Below are 22,030 nucleotides of genomic sequence, written 5' to 3' on the forward strand. Positions count from 1 at the left end.
CCCGGGCCGGGTGAGGATCGGGGTCATGAAGAGTGATCTTTTTGCCTCCGAGAACCTGGCCCAGCCGTCGGCGGCTCCGGGCATGACCCTGCAGAACGCCAAGTCCGTGAAGTACACCGTCAACGGTGAAATGCTGGCCCGTCAGGGCTCGATGGTCGCCTTCCGGGGGAACCTCCAGTTCGAGCGCAAGGGCCAGGGCATAGGCGGCATGCTCAAGCGCGCCGTCACCGGCGAGGGCCTCGCGCTGATGTCCGTACGCGGACAGGGCGAGGCCTGGTTCGCGCACCAGGCCGGCAACTGCTTCATCATCGACTTCGAACCCGGCGACGCGCTGACCATCAACGGCCGCAACGTGCTCTGCTTCGACCCCACGCTCTCGTACGAGATAAAGATGGTGAAGGGCGCCGGCATGACCGGCGGCGGCCTCTTCAACAGCCTCTTCACCGGCACCGGCAAGCTCGCCGTGGTCTGCGACGGCCACCCGATCATCATCCCGGTCACGGCGCAGAGCCCCGTGTACGTGGACACCGATGCGGTGGTCGGCTGGAGCGCCCAGCTGGAGACGGGCCTGCACCGCTCCCAGTCGGTCGGCTCGATGATCCGGGGCGGCTCCGGCGAGGCCGTCCAGCTGATGCTGCGCGGCGAGGGCTTCGTCATCGTCCGGCCCAGCGAGGTGACCGAGACGGCGGCGGCGCACTGAAGCTGACCGGTGTGGGCCGCCGCTACGGACTGCGGCGGCCCTGGGTGCTGCGCGGGGTCTCTCTCGACCTGCCGCCCGGCGCCCTCGTCCGCATCGAAGGCCCCAACGGCGGCGGCAAGTCCACCCTGCTGCGGATCGTCGCCGGGATCGACACCCCGTCCGAGGGGCGGATCACCGGGCGGCCGCGGCGCACGGCCTACGTGCCCGAGCGCTTCCCGGCGGCGCTGCCGCTCACCGCGACGGCCTACCTCACCCACATGGGACGGGTGCACGGGCTGGCACGCTCCGAGGCGGCGGCCCGGGCGGCCGACTGGCTCGAGCGGTTCGGGGCGGCCGGGTACGCGCACACCCCGCTGGCCGAACTCTCCAAGGGCAGCAGCCAGAAGGTGGCCGTCGCGCAGGCGCTGCTCGCCGAGCCCGGGCTGCTCGTCCTCGACGAGGCCTGGACGGGGCTGGACGTGGCCGCCCGCACCGAGCTGGACCGTGCCGTCGCCGAGCGGACCGCAGCCGGGGGCACGGTGGTCTTCGTCGACCACGACCCGGCGCGGCTCGCCGGCTCGGCCGATGCGCACCACCGGGTCGAGGGGGCCGCGCTGGTTCCCGTACGGGAGGCAGCCGGCGCGGGGCCGTACGTACGGATCGAGGCCGCCGGACCGCCCGGAGCCGAGCCGCCCGCGGGCCTGGCCGCCGCGCCCGCGCCCGGCGGGGGCCTGCTGCTGACGGTGCCCGCCGCCCGGTCCGACGCCGTGCTGCGCGAGCTGCTCACCGCGCCCGCGCCCTGGCACATCAGAGCCGTGGAGGAACTGCCGTGACCGGCCTGCTGCGATACCAGAGCGTGCTGCTGCTGCGCTCCCAGCGCTGGATCGCACCGCTGCTCGTGTACGCGGCGTTCCTGGCCGCAGGGGTCCGGCCGGGCGATCCCCTGCTCGACTCGCTGGGCTTCGCGGCCGCCGGACTGGTGCCGGTGACGGCATGGCTGGTCCGGGTCTGCGTGACCAACGAGCCCGATGCCGCCCGCGACTGTGCGGCCGCCGCGGCCGGTCCCGGACGGGTGCACGCGGCGGCCCTGCTCGTCGCGCTGGGCGGGGCGCTGCTGGCCGGGTCCGTGGGCACGGTGGTGGTGCTGCTGATCGGCAACCCCGGGCGCAAGGTGGAGCCGGAGGACGCCGCCCTGGCCGGGGTGCTGGCGGCCCACGCGTGCGCGCTGACCGGGGCGGCCGTGGGGGCGTTGTGCAGCCGGCCGCTGCTGCGTTCGACGGGCCTCGCGGTCCTGGCGGGCGGCCTGGGCTCCCTGCTGGCCTGGGGCATCGCCGGCTCCCCGGCGCGCAGCGCGGTGACCGTGCTGGTGGAGGGTTCCCGGGCGGAGGCCGTGACGCTGCCGCTGGCGGCTTTCGCGGGGGCGGTGGCGCTGGCCTGCGGGGCGGGCGCGGCGGCCTGCTTCGTCAGCGCGCGCCGGGGCTGAGTACGCTCGGAGTCATGGACGAAGTGGACGCGCCGACCGGAACCGAGTCGTACTGCCCCGCCCCGGCGGCGCAGGCCGGGCAGGTGGCCGGGCCGCCGTACGCGGACTGCGTGGAGTGCAGCAGGCCCACCGAGTACGGGGTCGCGACCCCGGGCCGGGTGCTGTGCCCGGTGTGCGAGTGGCAGGACGCGCAGCGCTCGGCCTGCTCCGGCTGAGGCCGCGCCACCCCGTCTACTTCCCGATGAGTTCGGACACCTTCACGAAGCGGTAGCCGCGCTTGCGCAGCTCCGGGACGATCTTCCGGATGGCCTCCTCGGTGACCGGGGCGGCGCTGCGCGTGCAGTGCATCACCACCACCGAGCCCGGCTTCACCCCGGTGAGGACCTGCTCGGCCACCGCGTCCGGGTCCTTGGCGAAGGCGTCCCCGCTGACCACGTCCCACTGGACGGCCGTGACCTTGGCCGTGGACACGGCGCGCAGCGCCTGGTCGTCGTAGCAGCCGCCCGGGAAGCGGAAGTACGGGACCGTGTTGACCGCGCCGGCCGTGCGGAAGGCGGCGAAGGCCCGGTCCACGTCGGCCCGCGCGGCGGCGGCGTCGAGCGCGGGGAGCCCGTAGCAGGGCGAGGTGAAGGCGTGGTGGCTGTACGAGTGGTTCGCGATCTCGAAGTTCGGGTCGGTGCCGATCGACTTGGCCTGGTCCGGGTACTCCTCGGCCCAGCGGCCCGTCATGAAGATCGTCGAGGGCACCTGGAGCCCCCGCAGGGTCGCGATCAGCCGGGGGTTGTCGAAGTGCTCCCCGTCCGCGGCGCGCTGCCCCTGGTCGGAGGTCATGTCGGCGTCGAAGGTCAGCGCGACGGTCTTGTCGGTCTGCTGCTTCGCCCGCTCGAAGACCGGGGTCAGGCCGTTCGGGCCGGGCGCCAAGGTCGGGGCCTTGGCGGGCGGCGGGGAGGCGGCCGGGGAGGAGCCGGCCGTGTGCGGCGGGGCGGGGGAGACCGGCGGCGCGGAGGCCCCGGGGGTTGCCATACGGGCCTGGCCGCCGGAACCGGCACCGGAGCCGGAGGTGCCGCTGCCGCCTCCGCAGCCGGCGAGGGCGGCGCAGAGAGCGGCACTGAGGGCGGCCGCGACCGCCACATTGCGCACAGAAAGGGTCACGCAGGCAAAATATATGACCATCTGCCAAGCAGATCGCAGCGGCGCGAGGGCGGGCCTGCGAATCGCCCGCCCGCCACGTCCCCCTCAGGTTTCGAGCAGCCGGGCGCGGCACGCCTCGACGTCGAAGCCGGCCGCGGGATAGCGCGGACCGATCTCCTCCAGATGCTCCAGCAGCAGCTTGCTGACCGCCCAGTTGCGGTACCACTTGCGGTCCGCGGGGACGACGTACCAGGGTGCGCTGTCGCCGGAGCAGCGCTCCAGGGCCAGCTCGTACGCGTGCCGGTACTCGGACCACAGGCCGCGCTCGTCGATGTCCGCCCGGCTGAACTTCCAGTGCTTGTCGGGGTTGTCGAGCCGCTCCAGCAGCCGCTTGCGCTGCTCCTCGTAGCTGATGTGGAGGAGCACCTTCACCACGGTCACGCCGTCCTCTGCGAGGGACTCCTCGAACCGGTTGATCTGGGCGTAGCGGCGGTTCAGCTCGCTGCGCGAGACCAGCTCGCGGACGCGGGCGACGAGGACGTCCTCGTAGTGCGAGCGGTCGAAGATGCCGATCTCGCCCGGCAGGGGGAGGGCCTGCTTGATGCGCCACAGGAAGGGGTGGCTGTGCTCCTCGGGGGTGGGCGCCTTGAAGGCCCGGACACGGCAGCCCGCGGGGTTGAAGAAGCCGATCACGTGTTTGACGGTGCCGCCCTTGCCGCTGGTGTCCGTGCCCTGGAGTACGAGCAGGACGCGGCGGCGGTCGCCGGCGGTGCTGGCCGCGTACAGCCGTTCCTGGAGGGAGGCGAGCGGCCCGGCCAGCTGCGCGGTGGCGGCCAGGCCGGCCGCCTTGCCGGCGGGGCCGCCGGGGGTCGCGGCGGGATCGAAGGCACCGAGGTCGATGCGCTCGCGGGCGGGGACGCGGAGCAGCGGCCGCAGCGGGGCGTCGGGGGCGGGCGGCTCGGCCCGCCGGGCCTTCTCGGCCCGCTGCGGGGCCTTGCCGGCCTTTGCGCCCCTGGCGTCCTTGCCCTTCTCGTCCTTCTCGTCCTTCTTCTTGGTCTTCCTGGCCACCGCCACCTACCCCGATCCGATCGATTCCCTCCGATCCTCCACCAGATCGGACGGGGTCGCGAGGGCACGGCGGCCGGTCCTCAGCGCCAGGGACCCGTCACGGCGAAGGTGGTTCCCGGCGCGTAGGCGTTGACGTACATCGTCCGCCCGTCCGGGGAGAAGGTGACCCCGGCGAACTCCCCCCACTCCGGGGCCCCGGGCCGGCCGATGTCGTCGGCGTTGCGGGCCATCGGGTAGACCTCGCCGGCCGGGGTGACGCCGAAGACGTACTGCGCTCCGCCGCCGTCCTCGCACACCATCAGGCCGCCGTCCGGGGCCAGGCAGATGTTGTCGGGGGAGTCCCCGGGCAGCCGGATGTCGGCGGCCGGGCCGAAGAGCACGTCCAGGCGGATCGTGGCGCGCCGCGGGTCGTGGAACCACACCTGGCCGTGGTGGTCGGCGGCCGCGCCCTCGAGGGTGCGGGCGTAGCTGGAGACGAAGTGGACGCCGCCGTCGCCCCAGTAGCAGCCCTCCAGCTTCTGCGCGTGGGTGATCCCGCCCGGCCCGAAGTCCTGGAACCGGATCGGGGTGCCGGCCGCGGAGGGGTCCGGTACGGGGACCCACTCGACCGGGAACTCGGCGCCGGGCTCGTCCACGACGCCGAGGTCGGCCAGTCCCGGGACGCGCATGGCCTGGAGGGTGCCGCCGGCGCGGAGGGAGCCGGGGCCGCGGAGGGGCTGCGCGGGCAGGAACCGGTAGAAGAGCCCGAAGGGCTCGACGAAGGCGTCCTCGGTCTCGTAGACGGTCCCGCGGTACGGGTCCACGGCGACGGCCTCGTGCGCGAAGCGGCCCATCGCGGTGAGCGGGACGGCGCCGGAGCGGTGCGGGTCGGCGGGGTCGACCTCGAAGACGTAGCCGTGGTCCTTGGTGTACCCGGACGTCCCGGCCCGGTCCTCGGTCTCCTCGCAGCTGAGCCAGGTGTTCCAGGGGGTGCGGCCGCCCGCGCAGTTGACGGCGGTGCCGGCGAGGGCGACGCGCTCGGCGGTGACGCTGCCGCCGGCGTCGAGGCCGAGGAGGGTGCAGCCGCCGAGGGCGTGGGGATCGTAGGTGAGGCCGTCGACGGCGGGGACGCGGAGGGCGGCGGTGGTGCGGTTCTCGTGGTTGCGGACGAGGCGGACGCGGCCGGAGCCCGCGTCGAAGGCGGCCATGCCGTCGCAGTTGGCCGGTACGGTGCCCTCGCCGGAACGGAGGGGGCCGCCGGCGCGGGAGAGCACCCGGTAGCGGAAGCCGGCGGGGAGGTCGAGCAGCTTCCCGGGGTCGGGGAGCAGCGGCCCGTACCCCTGCAGGGGCGGGGTGGCGTGGGAGCTCCCGGCGAAGAGGGCGCCGAGGGCTCCGGTGAAGGCGATACCGATGCCGGCTCCGGCGGCGAGCAGGGTACGGCGGGTGACGGACATCGGCGGCTCCCGGGGCGAGGGGGTGACGGGGCCGTGTTACCACGCGGCCCCGCCCCCCGCGCCAGGACGCGCCGAGCCCCGCCCCCGCTCCCCGGGGGCCCGGCCACCGCGCATCAAGCGCCGGCGAGGCCGGATCAGGCCGGCCGGCGGCTCTGCCGGCCGGACCGTCAGATCAGCTCTGCGCTCAGGGTGATCGTCGTGCCCGTCAGGGCCTGGCTGACCGGGCAGTTCTTCTTCGCGTCCTCCGCGGCCGCGGCGAAGCCCTCGGCGTCCAGGCCCGGGACCTCGGCGCGTACCGTCAGGTGGATGCCGGTGATGCCCTCACCCGGCTGGAACGTCACATCGGCCTTGGTCTCCACCCGGGTGGGCGGGGTGCCGGCACCGTCCAGGCCGTGCGAGAGGGCCATCGAGTAGCAGCTGGAGTGCGCGGCGGCGATCAGCTCTTCCGGGCTGGTCTTGCCGTTCGCGGCCTCGGCGCGCGAGGGCCAGGAGACGTCGAACGAGCCTTGACCCGAGGAGTCGAGGGTGACGACGCCGGCGCCCTTGAGCAGGTTGCCTTCCCAGTCGGTGTGCGCGGTACGCGTGGTGGCCATGGTGGATCCCTTCGGAGGATGGGGAACGGCCGGACCGTCGTCCGTACGGAACGGCCGGCGCCTCCAAACCTACTGGGACACCAGGGGTTTCGCGTCGCGCGCCAGCGCAGTGAGCCTCGAGATGGCCCGGAAGTACTTCTTGCGGTAGCCGCCGTTCAGCATTTCTTCACTGAAGAGCCTGTCGAAGGGGACGCCCGATGCCAGCACCGGTATCTCGCGGTCGTAGAGGCGGTCGGCGAGGACCACCAGCCGCAGCGCCGTCGACTGGTCCGGGACCGGACCGACGTCGGTCAGGCAGACCGCCGTTATGCCGTCCGTGAGGGCGCCGTACCGGCTGGGGTGGACCCGGGCCAGGTGTTCGAGGAGGCCCGGGAAGTCGTCCAGGCTCGCGCCCTCGGTGGCGTACGCGGCCTTGGTGACCTGCTCGTCCGAGAACGGCGCCGGCGCCTCCGGCAGGCCGCGGTGGCGGTAGTCCTGGCCGTCGATGCGCAGCGGGCGGAAGTGCGCGGAGAGCCCCTGGATCTCCCGCAGGAAGTCCGCGGCGGCGAACCGGCCCTCGCCGAGCTTGCCGGGCAGGGTGTTGGAGGTGGCGGCCAGCGCCACGCCCTGCTCGACGAGGCGGCTGAGCAGCGAGGAGACGAGGACGGTGTCGCCCGGGTCGTCCAGTTCGAACTCGTCGATGCACAGGAGGCGGTGGCCGCCCAGGGTCTGGACCGTCTGCTGGAAGCCGAGCGCGCCGACCAGGTTGGTCAGCTCCACGAAGGTGCCGAAGGCCTTCAGTGCGGGCTCGGCCGGGGTGGCGTGCCACAGGGAGGCCAGCAGGTGGGTCTTGCCGACGCCGTAGCCGCCGTCGAGGTAGACCCCGCGCGGGCCGGTGGCGACGGGGGCCTTCTTCGTGAACCAGCGGCGCTTGCCGCCGCCGCTCGCGTGGGCTCCGCCCAGCCCGGCGGCGAAGCCGCTGAGCACGGTGACGGCCTCGGACTGGCTCGGCTGACCGGGGTCCGGGTTGTACGTGTCGAAGCGCACCGAGTCGAAACGGGGCGGCGGCACCATCTCGGCCACCAGCCGTTCGGCGGGCACCCGCGGCTCGCGGGCGCACAGGGCCTGCGGGCCGACGTCGGCCGGGCCGGCTATCGGGGGTCGCCCGTAGGTGGATCCGGAGGTGGAGAGTGATGTTGACACAGCTCTTAACTCTACGGGGCGTGGCACACTGCACCGATGCGACGCCTGTTCCCTGTGACCGATCAGACACCAGCCGACCACGGTGACCGCGAGTGGTCGCTGGACGAGCTGGCGGATGCGTACGCGTACCCCGAGCCCGGCCCGGAGGGCCACTGGCTGCGGGCCAACATGGTCTCCACCCTGGACGGCGCGGCCCAGCACGACGGGCGCTCGCAGCCGATCTCCGGCGAGACCGACATGCGGATCTTCGGGACCCTGCGGGCCCTGGCCGATGTGGTGGTCGTCGGCGCCGAAACGGTTCGCCAGGAGGGCTACCGCCCGGCCCGGGCCCGGGAGGCCTTCGCGGCCCGGCGTGAGGCCGCCGGGCAGGGCCCCGCGCCCGCCATCGCGGTGGTCACGGCCAGCCTCGACCTGGACTTCTCGCTCCCCCTCTTCACCTCCCCCCTGGTGCCCACCCTCGTGGTGACCGGGGCGACCGCGCCCGCCGACCGGGTGGCCGCCGCCGTCAAGGCCGGGGCCGAGGTCGTGGTGGCCGGCAGCGGGGCCGGCGCGGATCCGGCCCGGGTGGTGCGGGAGCTCGCGGAACGGGGGCTGCGCCGCCAGCTCACCGAGGGCGGCCCCCGGCTGCTGGGGCAGTTCGTGGCCGCGGACGCGCTGGACGAGCTGTGCCTGACGATCTCGCCGATGCTGACGGCGGGCGGCGCCCAGCGCATCTCCGGAGGGCCCTCCGTCGCCGTGCCGCACCGGCTGGCGCCCGCCTCCGTACTGGAGGAGGCCGGGTTCCTCTTCACGAGCTACCGTCGGATCTGAGAAGGGGCGGAATTTCTTGTTCCGCTTAGCTTCCGGTGGGCACATACCTGGGCAGACATACCCCCGCAAGGCCCCGTGCGAGAGCGGGGCAGGATGGTTTCCGCAGGGGCCGGCCGACCGGTCCTGGCCCATGAAGGAGAGGGCGTCCGTGTTCACGAGCGTATTGATGATCGAGCAGCCGCTGACCAGCGTCGACGTGGACTTCGTCACCAGCCTGCACGGGGACGACCCGGTCTCCTTCCTCGTCCTCATGCAGCCCCGGGGCGACCAGGACCGGCTGCTGCGGGCCATCGACGACGTGGCGCTCGGCGAGCTCCCCGAGGCGCTCCGCGAGGCCGACGTACCCGAGGGCCACGCCGCCCGCGGCCCGGCCGAGCAGGCGCTCGTCCACTCCCTGGAGGCCCTGCGCAAGAAGGGCGCCCAGGCCAGCGGACAGATCATCGAGGACCACCCGCTCGACAAGCTGAAGAGCGTCGTGGAGGAATCGAACGCCGACGAGGTGATCGTCCTGACCGCCCCGCACTTCGTCGAGGAGTTCTTCCACCGGGACTGGGCCTCCCGCGCGCGCCACAAGGTCGGGGTTCCGGTGCTCAAGCTCTTCGCCCACAACGAATAGGCTGGCGTCCGACACACGCGCCGGGACGGTCCGCACGCCGAGACCCCCGACGTACCGACCCGCACTCTGGGGAGATCCCGTATGACGCCGCCCGGCCTGCCGAACGCCATGGAACGCCCGCACTTCATCGGCATCGGCGGCGCCGGGATGTCCGGCATCGCGAAGATCCTCGCCCAGCGCGGCGCGCAGGTCGCCGGCAGTGACGCCAAGGACTCCGAGACGGCCGGGGCGCTGCGCGCCCACGGCGCCACGGTCCACATCGGGCACGCGGCCGGCCACCTCGCCGACGACGCCACCTGCGTCGTCGTCTCCAGCGCCATCCGCGCCGACAACCCGGAGCTGGCCCGCGCCGCCGAGCTCGGCATCCCCGTCGTGCACCGCTCGGACGCCCTGGCGGGCCTGATGGACGGCCTGCGGCCGATCGCGGTCGCCGGTACGCACGGCAAGACCACCACCACCTCGATGCTGGCGGTGTCCCTGTCGGCCCTGGGCCTGGACCCCTCGTACGCCATCGGCGGGGACCTGGACGCCCCGGGTTCCAACGCCCACCACGGCGAGGGCGACATCTTCGTGGCCGAGGCGGACGAGAGCGACCGCAGCTTCCACAAGTACACCCCGCAGGTCGCGATCATCCTCAACGCGGAGCTCGACCACCACGCGAACTACGCGTCGATGGAGGAGATCTACGAGTCCTTCGAGACCTTCGTCGGCAAGATCGTGCCCGGCGGCACCCTGGTCGTCGCCCACGGCCAGGCGGGCGCCGCCGAGATCGCCGGCCGGGTCCGCGGCGGCGAGGGCCTGAACGTCGTCACGTACGGCGAGGAGGAGGGCGCCGACGTCCGGATCACGAAGATCACGCCGCGTGGTCTGACCAGCGAGGTCACCGTGGTCATCGGCGGCCGGATGCTCACCTTCACCGTCTCCGTGCCCGGCCGCCACTACGCGCACAACGCCGTCGCGGCCCTCGCCGCCGGTGTCGCCCTCGGCATCCCGGCGCACAACCTGGCCTCCGCCCTCGGCAAGTACACCGGCGTCAAGCGCCGGCTCCAGCTCAAGGGCGAGGCCGCGGGCGTCCAGGTCATCGACTCCTACGCGCACCACCCGACCGAGATGACCGCCGACCTGGAGGCCATCCGGGGCGCCGCCGGGGACTCCCGGATCCTGGTCGTCTTCCAGCCGCACCTCTTCTCCCGCACCCAGGAGCTGGGCAAGGAGATGGGCCAGGCCCTCTCCCTCGCCGACTCCGCGGTGGTCCTGGACATCTACCCGGCCCGCGAGGACCCGATCCCCGGCATCACCAGCGAGATCATCATCGCGGCGGCCCGGACCGCGGGCGCCGACGTCACCGCCGAGCACGACAAGGCGGCCGTCGCCGACGTCATCGCGGGAATGGCCAAGCCCGGTGATCTCGTTCTCACCATGGGCGCGGGCGACGTCACGGACCTCGGTCCGGCGATCCTCGCCCGGCTGACGGACTGAGTGACGAGGGAGCGGGAGAGTCATGTCGTACGAGGTCGAGAAGACGGACGAGCAGTGGCAGGCGGAGCTCACGCCGTCCGAGTACCAGGTGCTGCGCCTGGCCGGCACCGAGCCGGCGTTCCGTGGTGAGTACACCGACACGACGACGGCCGGCGTCTACTCCTGTCGCGGCTGCGGCTCCGAGCTCTTCCGCTCCACGGAGAAGTTCGAGTCGCACTGCGGCTGGCCGTCCTTCTTCGACCCGAAGGACTCCGACGCCGTCGAGCTGAAGGCGGACGTCTCGCACGGGATGGTCCGCACCGAGGTGCTGTGCGCGAAGTGCGGCTCCCACCTGGGCCACGTCTTCGAGGGCGAGGGCTACCCCACGCCCACCGACCAGCGCTACTGCATCAACTCCATCTCGCTGCGGCTGACGCCCGACGAGAGCTGACGCCGCCCGGTCCCGGCTCCTCCCCGCCTGGCTCCCCGGCCTTCCGGGGATCAGACCGCGACGCGGTCCACGGCGGGGAGGAACTGGTCGTAGAAGCGGGTCTTGAGGTGGAGGGCGCGCTCCTCCAGTTCGCGGAAGCAGCCGGTCGACTCCTCCTGGGCGAGGAGTTCGGTCACCCGCGTGGCCAGGCGGTCCGAGTGGGAGCCGGACAGCAGGGAGAGCGTCGCCAGGGAGTGCGTCTTCGCGTCGTGGACGTGGTGCGGGTAGTAGAAGCGGGAGCGGTTCCTGCCGTCCTCGGTCAGCAGGGGGGTCATCCGCTCCCACAGCTGCCCGTACTCGACGGAGACCAGCACCTCGCCCCAGAACCGCAGGATCGTCAGCAGCCGCAGGTCGGCATTCGCGTGGCCGCCCGCGTCGGCGATCAGCTCCAGGGTGTCCCGGATGGCCTGCTGCGTCTCGGCCGTGGGCCGCGAGGCCGCCAGGGCCGGGCGGGACACCCCCAGCCGGCGCATGTCCTCCGTCATGTCCTCGCGGTGCGAGGGCGTGAGGCCGTGACCGTCCGGATACTCCTCGCGCAGGATGACCCGGGCGATCCGCAGCCCCTCCTCGTCGCGCAGCAGGTCGATCGCGAGGTCGTAGGAGGGGGTGAAGGCGAGCGAGACGAAGCGCCGCTGGAGCAGGAGCGCGCGGAAGTCCTCGTCCTGGAGCCCGGCGGCGTTCGCCAGGACCGGATGCGCCTTGAACTCCTCGATCAGTGAGTCCTCGAACGCGTCCAGAGCGTGCAGATCGTGCATGGCCGTACCTTTCCGTGGATCACAGGCTGATGCTTGCCACCGACGTGCGCCAGTCGAGGAGATCCACGTCCTTGCCGACGCTCCACAGCGTGCGCAGCTCCTGCTGGACCTCCTCGCCCATGACGGTGTCGCCGCCGTCGATCTCGATCTGGGTGGAGTCGATGGCGAGTTGGCCGTGCAGGAAGGAGCTGACCAGAAAATGCTGGTCGACCTTGAACACGGCGATGGAGGGCAGGGAATTGTAGAGCCGCACCTGGAGGCGCGCCCGGCTATCGGCGGGAAGGTCCCCGTTCAGCTGGGCGAGTCCCGCGAGGCAGGATTCGACGCCGGCCCTCACGTTGACCGCCAGCGCGGGGTCCCGCACGGCTCGGAGCGCCTCGTCGCGCAGTCCCGCCACCGGGGACGAGGGGTGCAGCAGCAGGATGCGTACGTGGATCTGCTGATCGACGAGCGCCTTGCGCAGGGCGGCCCTGAGATGGTGCAGGTTGGGGATCCAGGTCTGCAGGATCACCAGCTCCTCCCCGGCCCGCTCGAGGAACCCCGTGAACTCGTCTTCGGGGAAGCGGCTGTGCACCCCGACCACGCCGCCGTAGTGCTGCCGCTTGAGGCGCTGGGCGATGGCGTCGATGTCCAGTTTGGACAGGTGTGCCTCGACGTTGTCGTGCAGGGCGTCGATCTTCGTCCGGACGCTGGTGTCCAGGGCCTTGACGTCGTCCTGCACCTCGTCGAGCCGTTTCAGGCGGTCGAGTTCCAGCAACAGGAACACCGTGACCGTGCTCAGGATGAGCAGCGTGACTTTGGGGAGCGCGCCTCCGGGGGCGAGTGCGTCGAGCCAGCCGAAGAGGTCCGCCAGCAGGACCACCACACCCGACGTGGCCAGCAGGCCGAGCGCGATCTGCTCCACCCTCCGGCGGACGTCCGCGCTCCGACGGCGAATTCCATTGCTCATGTCACCCCAACCCCCCTCCTGATCCGCCTACTTGAGCGCCGACCGTACACCTGCGGCGTGATCGGCAAGTGCGCCTTTTTGGCCAACCCCTCAGATGAGGCTGTGCCGTACCGCACAGGCCACCGCGTGGGCGCGGTTGCGGGCCTGGAGGCGGGACATCAGCTCGTAGATCACGTTCTTGATCGTGTGCTCCGAGCAGGACAGGGTGCGGGCGATCACCGCATTGCCGTGGCCCTCCGCCATCAGCGTGAGCACCGCGGTCTGGCGGGCCGTGAGCCGGGGGGCCTCCGGCGGGGCCAGGGACCGGAGCCCCGGTGCGGTCGCGGCGGAGGGGCCGGCGACGACGGCCGGGCCGGCGGCCGGGCCGGCGGTCGTGGCCGCGCCGAGCAGGCGGACCAGGGCCGGGTACGGCATCCGGCCGTCCCCCGCCTGGCGCAGCAGGCTCAGCCGGTCCGGCGCCGCCGGGACCCGTACGGGCGCGCTCTCGCGCGTGAGTTCGGCGACGGCGCTCACAGCAGGCCCACCCGGAGGGCGTAGGCGACCGCGTGTGCGCGGTTGCGCAGCCGGAACCGCTGGGTGATGTCGTGGACGACGCTCGTCACGGTGCGCGGCGAGTAGCACAGCTGCTTCGCTATCTCGTTCGTCTCGTGGCCGTCCGCGACCAGGCGCAGCACGCTGCGCTCCCGGTCGCTCAGGCCGGCCGCCGCCCACGGGTCCGTCCCCCCGTCGGACCCGCTGCCCGTCCGGCCGGCGCCGGAGCGCTCCAGCAGCCGGTCCAGCAGGTCCGGCGGCAGCGTGCAGTCGCCGCGGGAGGCGGCCAGTACGGCGCGCGAGAGCCTCGCGACGTCCGCCTCGCGCCGCCGCAGCAGACCGCGGGCGCCGGCCGCGATCGCGTGCAGGGCGCCGTCGGGCGCCAACTCGCCCGCCACCAGCACCACATCGGGGCGGGCCGGGGCCTCGCGGACGGTGCGCAGGACGTCGAGCTCGGGCCGGCCGACCTGGTCCACGGTCATGACCACGACCCGCGGCGCGCCGCCCGGCGCCGTCAGGCACACCTCCGGGCAGGCGACCAGGGTGCTCTTGGTTCCGGCTTCCAGCACGGGGTCGAACGCGACGACGTCGACAGGGACGGGTACTCCCACCAGGTCCTCCGATGATCATCCGCCGGCCGGGGTAGCCGGACGGGCGGAAGGGGCACTGGACACAGGCTGCGGGGCACCGGCAGGGTGCGGCATCGGGCCCCGGCCCCCACATTTCGTGAACGTGCCCCTCCGCAGGCACGGGCCCCTGCGCAGCCAGCCCTCGAGCTGCCCGCGACCTGCCGGAACCCGTGCGGAACCGGTGCGCCGCCGCCCCGCCCGAAGCCCGCCGCACCACCCCGTACGGCGGGCCCCCGGGGGCCATGGGGGCGGGTCCGCGGAATATGGGGGATCGGCCCCCATGTGCGCGGCGCCGCGCTCTGCGAGGTTTCTCCTGTGACTGACACCGCCACCACCGCCGAAGAAACCCAGGTCGGCGGCCTGGCCCCCTCCTGGTGGGCCCGGGCCCTGAACCTGCGGGAGCGGCTCGCCGCCCCGGGTACCCCGGGACCCGCACCGGCCGACGCCCCCCACGGCCGACCGGCTTCGTGGTCCCTGGGGGACACGGAGGGCTTCGCGGCCCGGCTGGCGGGCCTGGGAGCCGGCGAGGACATGGTGTACGCCCTCGCGGCGGAGGCCCCCGGCCGGCTGGCCGCCCGTACGGCCAAGCCGCAGTGGGCCCGGTACATCGAGCAGATGGTGGCCGCGGCCCCCGCAGAGGCCGGCCGGCCGGTCCCCGCGGCGGCGGACGCGGACGGCGCCGCGGTGTTCCTGCCCGCGCTGCGCCCCCTGATCGCGGCCGCCTGGGCGGAGGCGGCCGGACCGATCGACCTCGCCGAGGGCGAACTCAACGCCGTGCGGGCCGCATTCGAGGAGCGGCTCGGCGACCGGCTGATCCGGCAGTCGGCCCGCACCCTGGTCCGGGAACTCCACCGGGCCCGTACGGAGGGCCTGCTGGCGGGGGAGACCCCGCGGGAGCGGTTCGCGGCCTTCCTGGCCCGGCTCGGCACCCGTCAGGGCCTCGCCGAACTCTTCACCCGCTACCCGGTGCTGGCACGGATGCTGGGCCAGACCTGCGGCCTCGCCGCCTCGGCCACGGTGGAGCTGCTGGACCGTTTCACCGCCGACCGGGCGGCGATCGTCGAGGGGCTGCTGCACGGCTGCGACCCGGGCGCCCTCGTACGGGTGGACCTCGGCCGGGGCGACGTCCACCAGGGCAACCGGTCCGTGGCCCTGCTGGGCTTCGCCGACGGGGCGACCGTCGTCTACAAGCCCCGGCCGCTGGACCAGCACCTCCTGCTGGACCAGGCGGTGGGCTGGGCCAACGGCAAGGTGCCGGGCCTGGGCCTCAGGACCCCGCGCTCGGTGCGCGGCGACGGGTACGGCTGGCTGGAGTTCATCGAGCACGGCTGGTGCGCCACGCCCACCGAACTGGACCGGTTCTACCGGCGCCAGGGCGCGCTGCTCGCCCTCCTCTACGCGATCGACGGCGTGGACATGCACTACGAGAACGTCATCGCCTGCGGTGACCAGCCGGTGCTGGTGGACGCCGAGACCCTGCTGCACGCCGGTCTGCCGGCCGCAGTGACCTGCGGGTCCGACCCGGCGGCGGACGCCCTGGCCTCCTCGGTGTACCGCACCTGCCTGCTGCCGAGCCTGCTGATCGGCGAGAACGGCGCCATGGACATCTCGGCGCTGGGCGGCGGGGACGGCGGCTCGTACCCCAGCGACGGGCTGCGCTGGGAGGCCGCCGGGACGGACGGGATGCGGCTGCTGCGCGGCCCGGTGGCCAGCGCGGCCGGGCAGAACCGGCCGGCGCCGCAGGGCCGGGCGGCCGGCCACGCCGATCACCGGGCCGCGCTGCTGGAGGGGTTCCGCGCCGGGTACGACGCGATCGCCGAGCACCGGGCCGAACTCCTGGGCAGCGACGCCCAGGGTGAGGAGGGCGGCGCCGACGGCGGTCTGCTGGCCCGCTGGGCCACCAGCCCCGGGCGCCTGATCGCCCGCTCGACCCGCCTCTACACGACCCTGCTGGACGAGTCCACGCACCCCGACGTGCTGCGCGACGCCCTGACCCGCGACGCGGTGCTCGCCGTGCTCTGGGCGGAGTCCGAGCACGACCCGGCCCGCCAGCGGCTGATCGAGGACGAGATCGCCGACCTGTGGTCCGGGGACGTGCCGCTCTTCTTCCACCACCCCGCCGGCACCGCGCTGCGCACCTCCCGGGGCACCCGCCTCGACGGGGTGCTGCCGGCCCCGAGCCTGCGCTCCGCCCGCGACAAGATCGCCGCCATGGGGGAGGTGGACCGCCACGACCAGGAGTGGATCATCTCGGCGACGCTCGCCGTCACCGGGGCCAACCTCAGCGTCGGCGGCCCCCGTTCGACGCTCGCCGGGCCCGCCGCGCCGGCCGTGGTACCCGAGCCCTCCCGGCTGCTGGCCGCGGCCTGCGGGATCGCGGACGAGATCGCGGCCCGGGCGGTGCACGGCGGCGGGCGGGTCAACTGGCTCGGCCTGGAGCAGGTGGCCGGCGAACACTGGGCCGTCCTGCCGATGGGCGGCGGGCTCGCCCAGGGCTACTGCGGGGTGGCATTGTTCCTGGCCCAGCTCGGCGCCCTGACCGGCGCCGAGCGGTACACCGCGCTGGCCCGGCAGGCCGTACGGCCGCTGCCCGCGCTGCTGGCGACGCTGGCCGGGGACCCCGGGCTGGGCGCCGCGGTGGGACCCGGCGCGCTGCACGGACTCGGCGGCATCGTCTACACCGTGGCCCGGCTGGCCCCGCTGCTCGGCGAGGGCCTGGGCGACTGCCTGCCCGACGCCCTCGCCGCCCTGGAACGCGCGGCCGAGGCCGATGCCGAGGACGGCGCCGAAGGGCCGGCCGATCTGGCCGACGGCCTCGCCGGGGCCCTGGCCGCCGCGGTCGCCGCGCAGCGCACGTACGGGGCCGGCGCGGAGGCGGTGGCCCGGCGGCTCGCCGCCCGGCTGCTGGTCCGGGCCGAGAAGCGGCTCGCCGAACAGCGCCCGGCGGCCCCCGGCTTCGCCCACGGCGACGCCGGAATCGGCTGGGCCCTGCTGCGCCACGCCGCCGCCTCGCAGGATGCGGGGCAGCCGGACGCCGCGTACGCCCGCACCGGTGCCGCGCTGCTGCGCCCGGCGCTGGACGAGGCACTGCGCCGCCCCACGAACCTCGGCTGGCACACGGGCCTCGCGGGCACCGCGCTGGCCGCCGCCGACGCACTCGGCCCCGACGCACTCGGCCCCGGCGTACTCTGCCCCGGCGTACTCGGCCCCGAAGCACTCGGCTCCGGCGTGCCCGTGGCAGAACTCGACCGGTGCGCCGCCCTGCTGGGCGCGCCCTTCGAATCCTCCGACCTCAGCTTGCACCACGGCGCCCTCGGCTCCCTGGAGCTGCTCGGCCTCCTCGCCGGTCAGGGCCACGAGGGGGCCCGGACCGCACTCGGCCACCGCGCCGGGGAGGTCCTCGGTCGGCTGGAGGACCACGGCCACCGCTGCGGCACCCCCGACCACGTACCGTCCCCCGGTTTCCTCACCGGGCTCTCCGGGATCGGATACGCCCTGCTCAGGCTGGGCTTCCCGGAGGCCGTCCCGTCCGTCCTGCTCCTCGAACCCGATCGGCACCGCAGCACCGCAGCACGTCAGCACTGAGCACCACTCCCCGTCAGGCAACGAGAAAGGTACTCACCACCATGCAGAAGCCCCAGGTCAACGCCCAGTCCGTCACCGCCGCCGACGAGGCCGCCGCCGCGGCCGAGGCGCGGATCGAGGACCCGGCCGGCGGGATCACCCTGTCGGGCCGGAACAAGGCGTGCGCCCGGGCCCGGGCTCTGGCCGGTGTGGTGCTCACCAGCGGCATCGTGATCACCCTGAGCTCGATCGACACCAGCGTCTCGGCCCCGAACGTCACCTGGTAGCCCGTCTCCCGTCACCTGGCGGTCCGTGTCCGATCTTCTCCGGATCTTTCCCGGATCTCCACGCCGCCCCTGTTCGGAACGGCCAACTTTCGTCGCACAATGAGCCGTTCACATGAACTAGATTGCGGACATGCGTTCCCGTTCGCGGTACATCGTCGGTCGTGACTCGCAACTGCGCGAGATCAAGCAGGCACTGACCGACGCGGGCGAAGGGCGCGGCGGGGTCGTCTTCCTGGTCGGCGAAGCCGGAATCGGAAAGTCCCGGCTCGCCGCCGAAGCCGTGGGCATGGCCTTCGGCGCGGGCATGCGGGCCCTACGGGGCCGGAGCAGCACCACCGGCCCCACCGTCCCTTTCCGGCCACTCACCGAAGCGCTGATGTCGCTCTTCCGCAGCGGCCCGCTCGACGGCACCTCCCTGGACGACCTGCCGCTGGGCCCCTACCGGCCCGCGCTCGGCAGGATCATCCCGGACTGGAGCAGCGACGCCCAGAACAACAGCTCCATGGTCGTCCTCGGCGAGGCCGTGCTGCGGCTGCTCATCGCCACCGGCAAGGAGCACGGCCAGCTCCTGTTGCTGGAGGACCTGCACGACGCCGACCCCGAGACGCTCGCGGTCGTCGAATACCTGGTGGACAACCTGGAGTACACGAACGTGGTGCTCCTGGCCACGATCCGTACGGAGCCCTGCGACGCGCTCGACATGGCCGACTCGGCCCGTCGGCGCGGCGTGGGGACCGTACTGGAACTCGCCCCGCTCACCCGCCCCGAGGTCCGGGCGGTCATCGCCGCCCAGCTGGACACCGAACCCGAACTGGTGCCGCAGGCGGCCCTGGACCGGCTCTGGGACGACAGCGCCGGCAGCCCCTTCCTCGTCGAGGAACTCCTCCAGGGCATGATCGGCAGCGGCGCCCTCGTCCGCTTCGAAGACGGCTGGCGCGTCGTCGGCGACCTGCGCAGCGATGTGTCCACCGCCCTCGCGCGCGGGATCCTGCGCCGCATCGACCGGCTCGGCCCGCAGGGGCTGACCCTGCTGTCCGCGGCCGCCGTGATCGGCCGCCGCTTCCCGCTGACCGTGCTCCAGCGGATGACCGCCATCGACGACCGCGGACTGCTCAGCCACCTGCACGCCGGCGTCGCGGCGCAGCTCGTCGTCCCCGACGAACCCGCCCCCGACTGGTACGCGTTCCGCCACTCGCTGACCGCCGAGGCCCTGCTCACCCAGCTCACACCGGGCAACCGGGCGACGATGGCCGGTCGTGCCGCGGACGCGGTGCAGGCGCTCTACCCGGACCTCGAGGGCGACTGGTGCCCCCTCGTCGCCGAGCTGCGCTCCCAGGCGGGCGACGAGGCCGAGGCCGGCCGCCTGTTCACCGACGCAGGCCTGCGCGCCCTCGCGGCCGGCGCGATCGGCTCCGCGATCACCCTGCTCAGCCGCGCCGAACGGCTGCTCGCCGCCAGCCAGGACCCCGCCGGGCGCACCGACGCCCTGGAGGCCCTGCTCCCCGCCCTCGCCGAAGCCGGCGACTTCGCCCGGGCCTTCGGCTTCGCGGAGAACCTGCACACCCTCGGCGGCAGCGGCCTGAGCGCCTCCCGGCTCGCCGCGCTGCACACCCGGCTCGCCAAGGTGGCCCACACCGCCGGCCGCTGGGAGGACGGCAACAGACAGATATCCCAGGCCAGAGCCCTCCTGGGGCCCCGGCCCGACGAAAGCTGCACCGCCTCGATCGACGTCACCGCCGCGTACCTCGCACTCGACACCCCCGGCCCGGACCGCACCCAACTGGCCGAGAAGCTCGCCCACTCCGCGCTGCAGGCCGCGCAGCGCCACGGCTTGGCGACCGTCGCCTGCCAGTCCCTGGAACTCCTCGCCACCCTCGCCCGCGAACGGGACTTCGACGAGGCAACCGCCCTGCTGGAATCCGCCCTGCAGACCGCCGAACAGCACCAGCTCCCGCTCCAGCGCATGTACGCGCTGACCCGTATCGGCGGGAACTACTGGCTCACCGAGGGCGCCACCGCCCCGCTGCTGGCGGCCCGCAGCGAGGCCCAGCGGCTCGGCTCGGCCACCATCGTCTACACCATCGACGGCATCATGATCCTCGACGCCGTCCTGCGCGCCGAGTTCACCGCCGCGCAGCAGTCCGCCGAGGAGTGCCTGGCCGTCGTACAGCGCCTGCGGCTGGCCCCGGCCGCCCGCTACGTCCTGATGGCCCGGGCGGCGATGGCGGCCCACCGGGGCGACCGCCCCGCGATGGAGAGCGCCCTCGCCGCGTTCGCCGACTGCGACGGGGCCGGATCCCAGGAGGAACCGCTGACCCGCGGCCTCGCCCGGGCCTTCTGCGCGCTGACCGAGGAGGACCGCCCCGGAGCCGTCCGTGAACTGCGCGCCGTCGCCGACCTCGAGGACACCAACCCCACTACGTACTACCTCAGCGGGCGGTACGGCATCGGCCTGCTCCTGGACGTGCTGTCGGGGGAGGCCGACCGCGCCGCGTACGAGGAGATCGCCGCCACCGCACCCGGGCGGATGCGCTGGAACCGGCAGTTCGTCCTCTTCGCCGGCGCCGTCCTGCTGGGCCGCGAACGCCGCCCCGAGGAGGCCGCGGCCGCCGCGGCCGAGGCCCTGCGCGCCGCAGCCCCGTACGCCACCGCACTCCACCTGGGCCTGCGGCTGATCGCCGAAGCGGCGTACGAGGACGGCTGGGGCGAGCCGGTGGCCTGGCTGCGCCGCGTCGAGGAGCACTTCCACCAGGGCGGCGTGGCCGCGGTCGCGGGCGCCTGCCGCGCGGCCCTGCGCCGGATGGGCGCCCCGGTCCAGCAGCGCCGCACGGGATCGAGCACGATCCCGGACGTCCTGCGCTCCCGGGGCGTCACGGTCCGCGAGTACGAGGTCTTCCGGCTCCTCGCGGAGCGCCTGGGCAACAAGGACATCGCCGACCGCCTCTACATCTCCCCGCGCACGGTCGAGAAGCACATAGCCGCCCTGGGCACCAAGACGGGCCGGACCAACCGGGCCGCCCTCTGCGAACTCTCCGCGTCCCTGGCCCCGTCGGCGCCCTGACGCGCCGGTCTCCCCGTGCCGGGACGACGCGGGGGGCGGCCGGTGCCGGTCAGCGCATCTCACGGACCGTCCGCGAGCCGAGGATCCCGATCGCGGTCACCGCCAGGACCGCCGCCGAGAGGGCGAACATCGGGCCGGTGCCCGACTGTGCCATGGCTCCGCAGACGATCAAGGAGAGCGGGGCCACCGCGTAGCCGATGACCATGTCCACCGAGATCACCCGGCTCAGCACCGAGCCGTCGATGGTGCGCTGGATCCAGCTGAGGCCGAAGACCCCCTGGAAACCCATCCCGAAGCCCATCGCCAGGACCGTCGCGAGCGCACCCGCCGTACTGCCGATCAGGCCGAGCAGCCCCGTGCCGATCGCGAGCCATCCCGCGAGGGCGGCGATCAGCAGGCCGATCCGGGGGCGGCCGCTCACGGCGCCGCCGACGAGGGTGCCCAGCATCGCCCCGCCGGCCAGCGCGCCGTTGAGCAGGCCGAGGGTGGTCGAGCCGCCGTGCAGGTCGACCTTGGCCAGGGAGGCGAAGCCGACGGTGAACGGGCCCGCCTGGCAGAAGGTCACCGCCGCGTCGACGGCCAGGATCGTACGGATCCGCGGGTCCTCGAAGGCGTACCGCAGCCCGGCGCGGATCCGGGCGCCCAGCGAGAGGGCGGCCGCCGGCGCCGCCGCGCCCGCGACCGGGGCGTCCGGCCCGGGGCGGGGCAGCGGGCGGATCCTCGCAACGCACAGGCCGCACAGGGCGAAGCACACCCCGTCGACGAGGAAGGCGACCGGTGCGTTGGAGAAGGCCACCACCATGCCGCCGACGGCCGGACCCAGCACGGCCGACACCTTGGCGGCGACCGCGAGCAGGGCGTTGGCCGGGGCGAGCTGTTCCTTGTCCACCACCGACGGCAGGATCGACGCCCGGGCCGGCTGGAAGAACGCGTCGACCGCGCCGAAGGCCGCGGCGGCGCAGCACAGCATCCACACCGTCAGGGACCCGGCCAGGCCGGCCAGGCCCACGGCGGCCATCAGGACGGCCCTGGCCCAGCTGGAGAGCGTCATCAGCGTCCGCGAGGACCACGTGTCGCTGAGGGAGCCGCCGACCAGGGTGAGCAGGGCCCGCGGCACCGCCTGGAAGGCGAGGACGTAGCCGAGGGCCAGGGTGGACTGCGTGAGGCCGAGCGTGATCCAGGAGAAGGCGATGTAGCTGAACCCGTCGCCGAGCAGGGACAGGGACTGCCCCAGCCACAACAGGCGGAACGACGGCAGCCGGGCGGGGGCGCTCAGCCGGGACCGCGCGTCCACCAGGGTGGAAGCCATGA

At 73.9% G+C, this 22,030-nt stretch carries 21 protein-coding genes; 11 read left to right on the forward strand and 10 right to left on the reverse strand.

The genetic code is table 11. The features are described from left to right. Positions 1 to 25: 25 nt before the first annotated feature. From IF09_RS0110020 to IF09_RS0110035, 4 genes are read left to right on the forward strand one after another with little or no spacing between them, the layout of a single operon-like run. Positions 26 to 700, forward strand: a complete 675-nt coding sequence (locus IF09_RS0110020) for an AIM24 family protein (protein WP_030294108.1) — start codon at positions 26 to 28, stop codon at positions 698 to 700. After that, positions 697 to 1,512: an ABC transporter ATP-binding protein gene (locus IF09_RS44520; RefSeq protein ID WP_030294110.1), complete on the forward strand. Its 816-nt coding sequence runs from the start codon at positions 697 to 699 to the stop codon at positions 1,510 to 1,512. The genes IF09_RS0110020 and IF09_RS44520 overlap by 4 nt, the downstream gene beginning before the upstream one ends. Then, the gene (locus tag IF09_RS44525; protein ID WP_030294111.1) at positions 1,509 to 2,162 is read left to right on the forward strand and encodes a hypothetical protein; all 654 of its coding nucleotides are present in this window, start codon (positions 1,509 to 1,511) and stop codon (positions 2,160 to 2,162) included. The genes IF09_RS44520 and IF09_RS44525 overlap by 4 nt, the downstream gene beginning before the upstream one ends. A gap of 14 nt (positions 2,163 to 2,176) precedes the next feature. Further along, positions 2,177 to 2,377 carry a hypothetical protein gene (locus tag IF09_RS0110035; RefSeq protein WP_030294113.1) on the forward strand — a complete coding sequence of 67 codons (201 nt, stop codon included), beginning with the start codon at positions 2,177 to 2,179 and terminating at the stop codon, positions 2,375 to 2,377. Between the two features lie 16 nt (positions 2,378 to 2,393). Here the strand turns inward: IF09_RS0110035 and IF09_RS0110040 are convergent, their stop codons facing one another. The 5 genes from IF09_RS0110040 to zapE form a co-directional block, all read right to left on the reverse strand. After that, the gene (locus tag IF09_RS0110040; RefSeq protein WP_030294114.1) at positions 2,394 to 3,314 is read right to left on the reverse strand and encodes a polysaccharide deacetylase family protein; all 921 of its coding nucleotides are present in this window, start codon (positions 3,312 to 3,314) and stop codon (positions 2,394 to 2,396) included. An 84-nt stretch (positions 3,315 to 3,398) separates the two neighbouring features. After that, positions 3,399 to 4,229, reverse strand: coding sequence for a PPK2 family polyphosphate kinase (locus tag IF09_RS0110045; protein WP_051832315.1), 831 nt, complete (start codon positions 4,227 to 4,229; stop codon positions 3,399 to 3,401). Between the two features lie 212 nt (positions 4,230 to 4,441). After that, on the reverse strand, positions 4,442 to 5,794 hold the full coding sequence (locus IF09_RS0110050) for an alkaline phosphatase PhoX (protein WP_030294118.1): 1,353 nt from the start codon (positions 5,792 to 5,794) through the stop codon (positions 4,442 to 4,444). A 167-nt stretch (positions 5,795 to 5,961) separates the two neighbouring features. After that, complete coding sequence (locus IF09_RS0110055) at positions 5,962 to 6,387, reverse strand: OsmC family protein (protein WP_030294119.1); 426 nt, start codon at positions 6,385 to 6,387, stop codon at positions 5,962 to 5,964. Between the two features lie 69 nt (positions 6,388 to 6,456). Beyond that, on the reverse strand, positions 6,457 to 7,521 hold the full coding sequence (gene zapE / locus IF09_RS0110060; RefSeq protein WP_106975026.1) for a cell division protein ZapE: 1,065 nt from the start codon (positions 7,519 to 7,521) through the stop codon (positions 6,457 to 6,459). 84 nt (positions 7,522 to 7,605) lie between these two features. On the opposite strand from zapE, the gene IF09_RS0110065 reads away from it, so the two are divergent. The 4 genes from IF09_RS0110065 (at position 7,606) to msrB (ending at position 10,904) form a co-directional block, all read left to right on the forward strand. Next, positions 7,606 to 8,379: a pyrimidine reductase family protein gene (locus tag IF09_RS0110065; RefSeq protein ID WP_030294122.1), complete on the forward strand. Its 774-nt coding sequence runs from the start codon at positions 7,606 to 7,608 to the stop codon at positions 8,377 to 8,379. A 148-nt stretch (positions 8,380 to 8,527) separates the two neighbouring features. Further along, complete coding sequence (locus IF09_RS0110070) at positions 8,528 to 8,995, forward strand: indole-3-glycerol phosphate synthase (RefSeq protein ID WP_078613165.1); 468 nt, start codon at positions 8,528 to 8,530, stop codon at positions 8,993 to 8,995. Between the two features lie 81 nt (positions 8,996 to 9,076). Further along, positions 9,077 to 10,474 carry a UDP-N-acetylmuramate--L-alanine ligase gene (gene murC / locus IF09_RS0110075; RefSeq protein WP_030294126.1) on the forward strand — a complete coding sequence of 466 codons (1,398 nt, stop codon included), beginning with the start codon at positions 9,077 to 9,079 and terminating at the stop codon, positions 10,472 to 10,474. A 22-nt stretch (positions 10,475 to 10,496) separates the two neighbouring features. Continuing rightward, on the forward strand, positions 10,497 to 10,904 hold the full coding sequence (gene msrB / locus IF09_RS0110080; protein ID WP_030294128.1) for a peptide-methionine (R)-S-oxide reductase MsrB: 408 nt from the start codon (positions 10,497 to 10,499) through the stop codon (positions 10,902 to 10,904). A 50-nt stretch (positions 10,905 to 10,954) separates the two neighbouring features. Here msrB and IF09_RS0110085 read toward each other — a convergent pair whose 3' ends face one another. The 4 genes from IF09_RS0110085 to IF09_RS0110100 all read right to left on the reverse strand — a co-directional run bounded on the left by IF09_RS0110085 (position 10,955) and on the right by IF09_RS0110100 (position 13,789). Beyond that, positions 10,955 to 11,698, reverse strand: a complete 744-nt coding sequence (locus IF09_RS0110085) for a hypothetical protein (RefSeq protein ID WP_030294130.1) — start codon at positions 11,696 to 11,698, stop codon at positions 10,955 to 10,957. Positions 11,699 to 11,717: 19 nt separating this feature from the next. Beyond that, the gene (locus IF09_RS0110090) at positions 11,718 to 12,647 is read right to left on the reverse strand and encodes a hypothetical protein (RefSeq protein WP_030294131.1); all 930 of its coding nucleotides are present in this window, start codon (positions 12,645 to 12,647) and stop codon (positions 11,718 to 11,720) included. Positions 12,648 to 12,737: 90 nt separating this feature from the next. Continuing rightward, a complete protein-coding gene (locus tag IF09_RS40050) occupies positions 12,738 to 13,160 on the reverse strand; it encodes a helix-turn-helix transcriptional regulator (protein ID WP_234320942.1) in 423 nt (140 codons plus the stop codon). Continuing rightward, the gene (locus tag IF09_RS0110100; protein WP_030294133.1) at positions 13,157 to 13,789 is read right to left on the reverse strand and encodes a helix-turn-helix transcriptional regulator; all 633 of its coding nucleotides are present in this window, start codon (positions 13,787 to 13,789) and stop codon (positions 13,157 to 13,159) included. Before IF09_RS0110100 ends, IF09_RS40050 begins: the two co-directional genes overlap by 4 nt. Before the next feature lie 333 nt (positions 13,790 to 14,122). Between IF09_RS0110100 and IF09_RS0110105 the strand changes: the two genes are divergently transcribed. From IF09_RS0110105 to IF09_RS0110115, 3 genes are all read left to right on the forward strand, one after another. Continuing rightward, the gene (locus IF09_RS0110105) at positions 14,123 to 17,392 is read left to right on the forward strand and encodes a type 2 lanthipeptide synthetase LanM family protein (RefSeq protein WP_051832303.1); all 3,270 of its coding nucleotides are present in this window, start codon (positions 14,123 to 14,125) and stop codon (positions 17,390 to 17,392) included. A gap of 41 nt (positions 17,393 to 17,433) precedes the next feature. Beyond that, complete coding sequence (locus IF09_RS0110110; RefSeq protein ID WP_030294135.1) at positions 17,434 to 17,658, forward strand: hypothetical protein; 225 nt, start codon at positions 17,434 to 17,436, stop codon at positions 17,656 to 17,658. A 130-nt stretch (positions 17,659 to 17,788) separates the two neighbouring features. Then, entirely contained in the window at positions 17,789 to 20,719 is a 2,931-nt protein-coding gene (locus tag IF09_RS0110115; RefSeq protein WP_030294137.1) for a helix-turn-helix transcriptional regulator, read from the forward strand. A gap of 49 nt (positions 20,720 to 20,768) precedes the next feature. On the opposite strand, the gene IF09_RS0110120 is transcribed toward IF09_RS0110115, so the two are convergent. Continuing rightward, positions 20,769 to 22,028 (reverse strand): MFS transporter, encoded by a 1,260-nt coding sequence (locus IF09_RS0110120; RefSeq protein ID WP_030294139.1) that lies wholly within the window; start codon positions 22,026 to 22,028, stop codon positions 20,769 to 20,771. Positions 22,029 to 22,030: the final 2 nt, after the last annotated feature.

Origin of the sequence: Streptomyces katrae (genome assembly GCF_000717655.1) — a bacterium.
Classification (GTDB): Bacteria; Actinomycetota; Actinomycetes; order Streptomycetales; family Streptomycetaceae; genus Streptomyces; species Streptomyces katrae_B.

What these genes read in the sequence shown, in the direction of transcription:
- IF09_RS0110020 (WP_030294108.1), top strand. Translation starts at nt 26, where the DNA reads ATGAAGAGTGATCTTTTTGCCTCCGAGAACCTGGCCCAGCCGTCGGCG.
- IF09_RS0110035 (WP_030294113.1), top strand. Translation starts at nt 2,177, where the DNA reads ATGGACGAAGTGGACGCGCCGACCGGAACCGAGTCGTACTGCCCCGCC.
- IF09_RS0110050 (WP_030294118.1), bottom strand. Translation starts at nt 5,794, where the DNA reads ATGTCCGTCACCCGCCGTACCCTGCTCGCCGCCGGAGCCGGCATCGGT.
- IF09_RS0110055 (WP_030294119.1), bottom strand. Translation starts at nt 6,387, where the DNA reads ATGGCCACCACGCGTACCGCGCACACCGACTGGGAAGGCAACCTGCTC.
- IF09_RS0110065 (WP_030294122.1), top strand. Translation starts at nt 7,606, where the DNA reads ATGCGACGCCTGTTCCCTGTGACCGATCAGACACCAGCCGACCACGGT.
- murC (WP_030294126.1), top strand. Translation starts at nt 9,077, where the DNA reads ATGACGCCGCCCGGCCTGCCGAACGCCATGGAACGCCCGCACTTCATC.
- msrB (WP_030294128.1), top strand. Translation starts at nt 10,497, where the DNA reads ATGTCGTACGAGGTCGAGAAGACGGACGAGCAGTGGCAGGCGGAGCTC.
- IF09_RS0110085 (WP_030294130.1), bottom strand. Translation starts at nt 11,698, where the DNA reads ATGCACGATCTGCACGCTCTGGACGCGTTCGAGGACTCACTGATCGAG.
- IF09_RS0110090 (WP_030294131.1), bottom strand. Translation starts at nt 12,647, where the DNA reads ATGAGCAATGGAATTCGCCGTCGGAGCGCGGACGTCCGCCGGAGGGTG.
- IF09_RS0110110 (WP_030294135.1), top strand. Translation starts at nt 17,434, where the DNA reads ATGCAGAAGCCCCAGGTCAACGCCCAGTCCGTCACCGCCGCCGACGAG.
- IF09_RS0110115 (WP_030294137.1), top strand. Translation starts at nt 17,789, where the DNA reads ATGCGTTCCCGTTCGCGGTACATCGTCGGTCGTGACTCGCAACTGCGC.
- IF09_RS0110120 (WP_030294139.1), bottom strand. Translation starts at nt 22,028, where the DNA reads ATGGCTTCCACCCTGGTGGACGCGCGGTCCCGGCTGAGCGCCCCCGCC.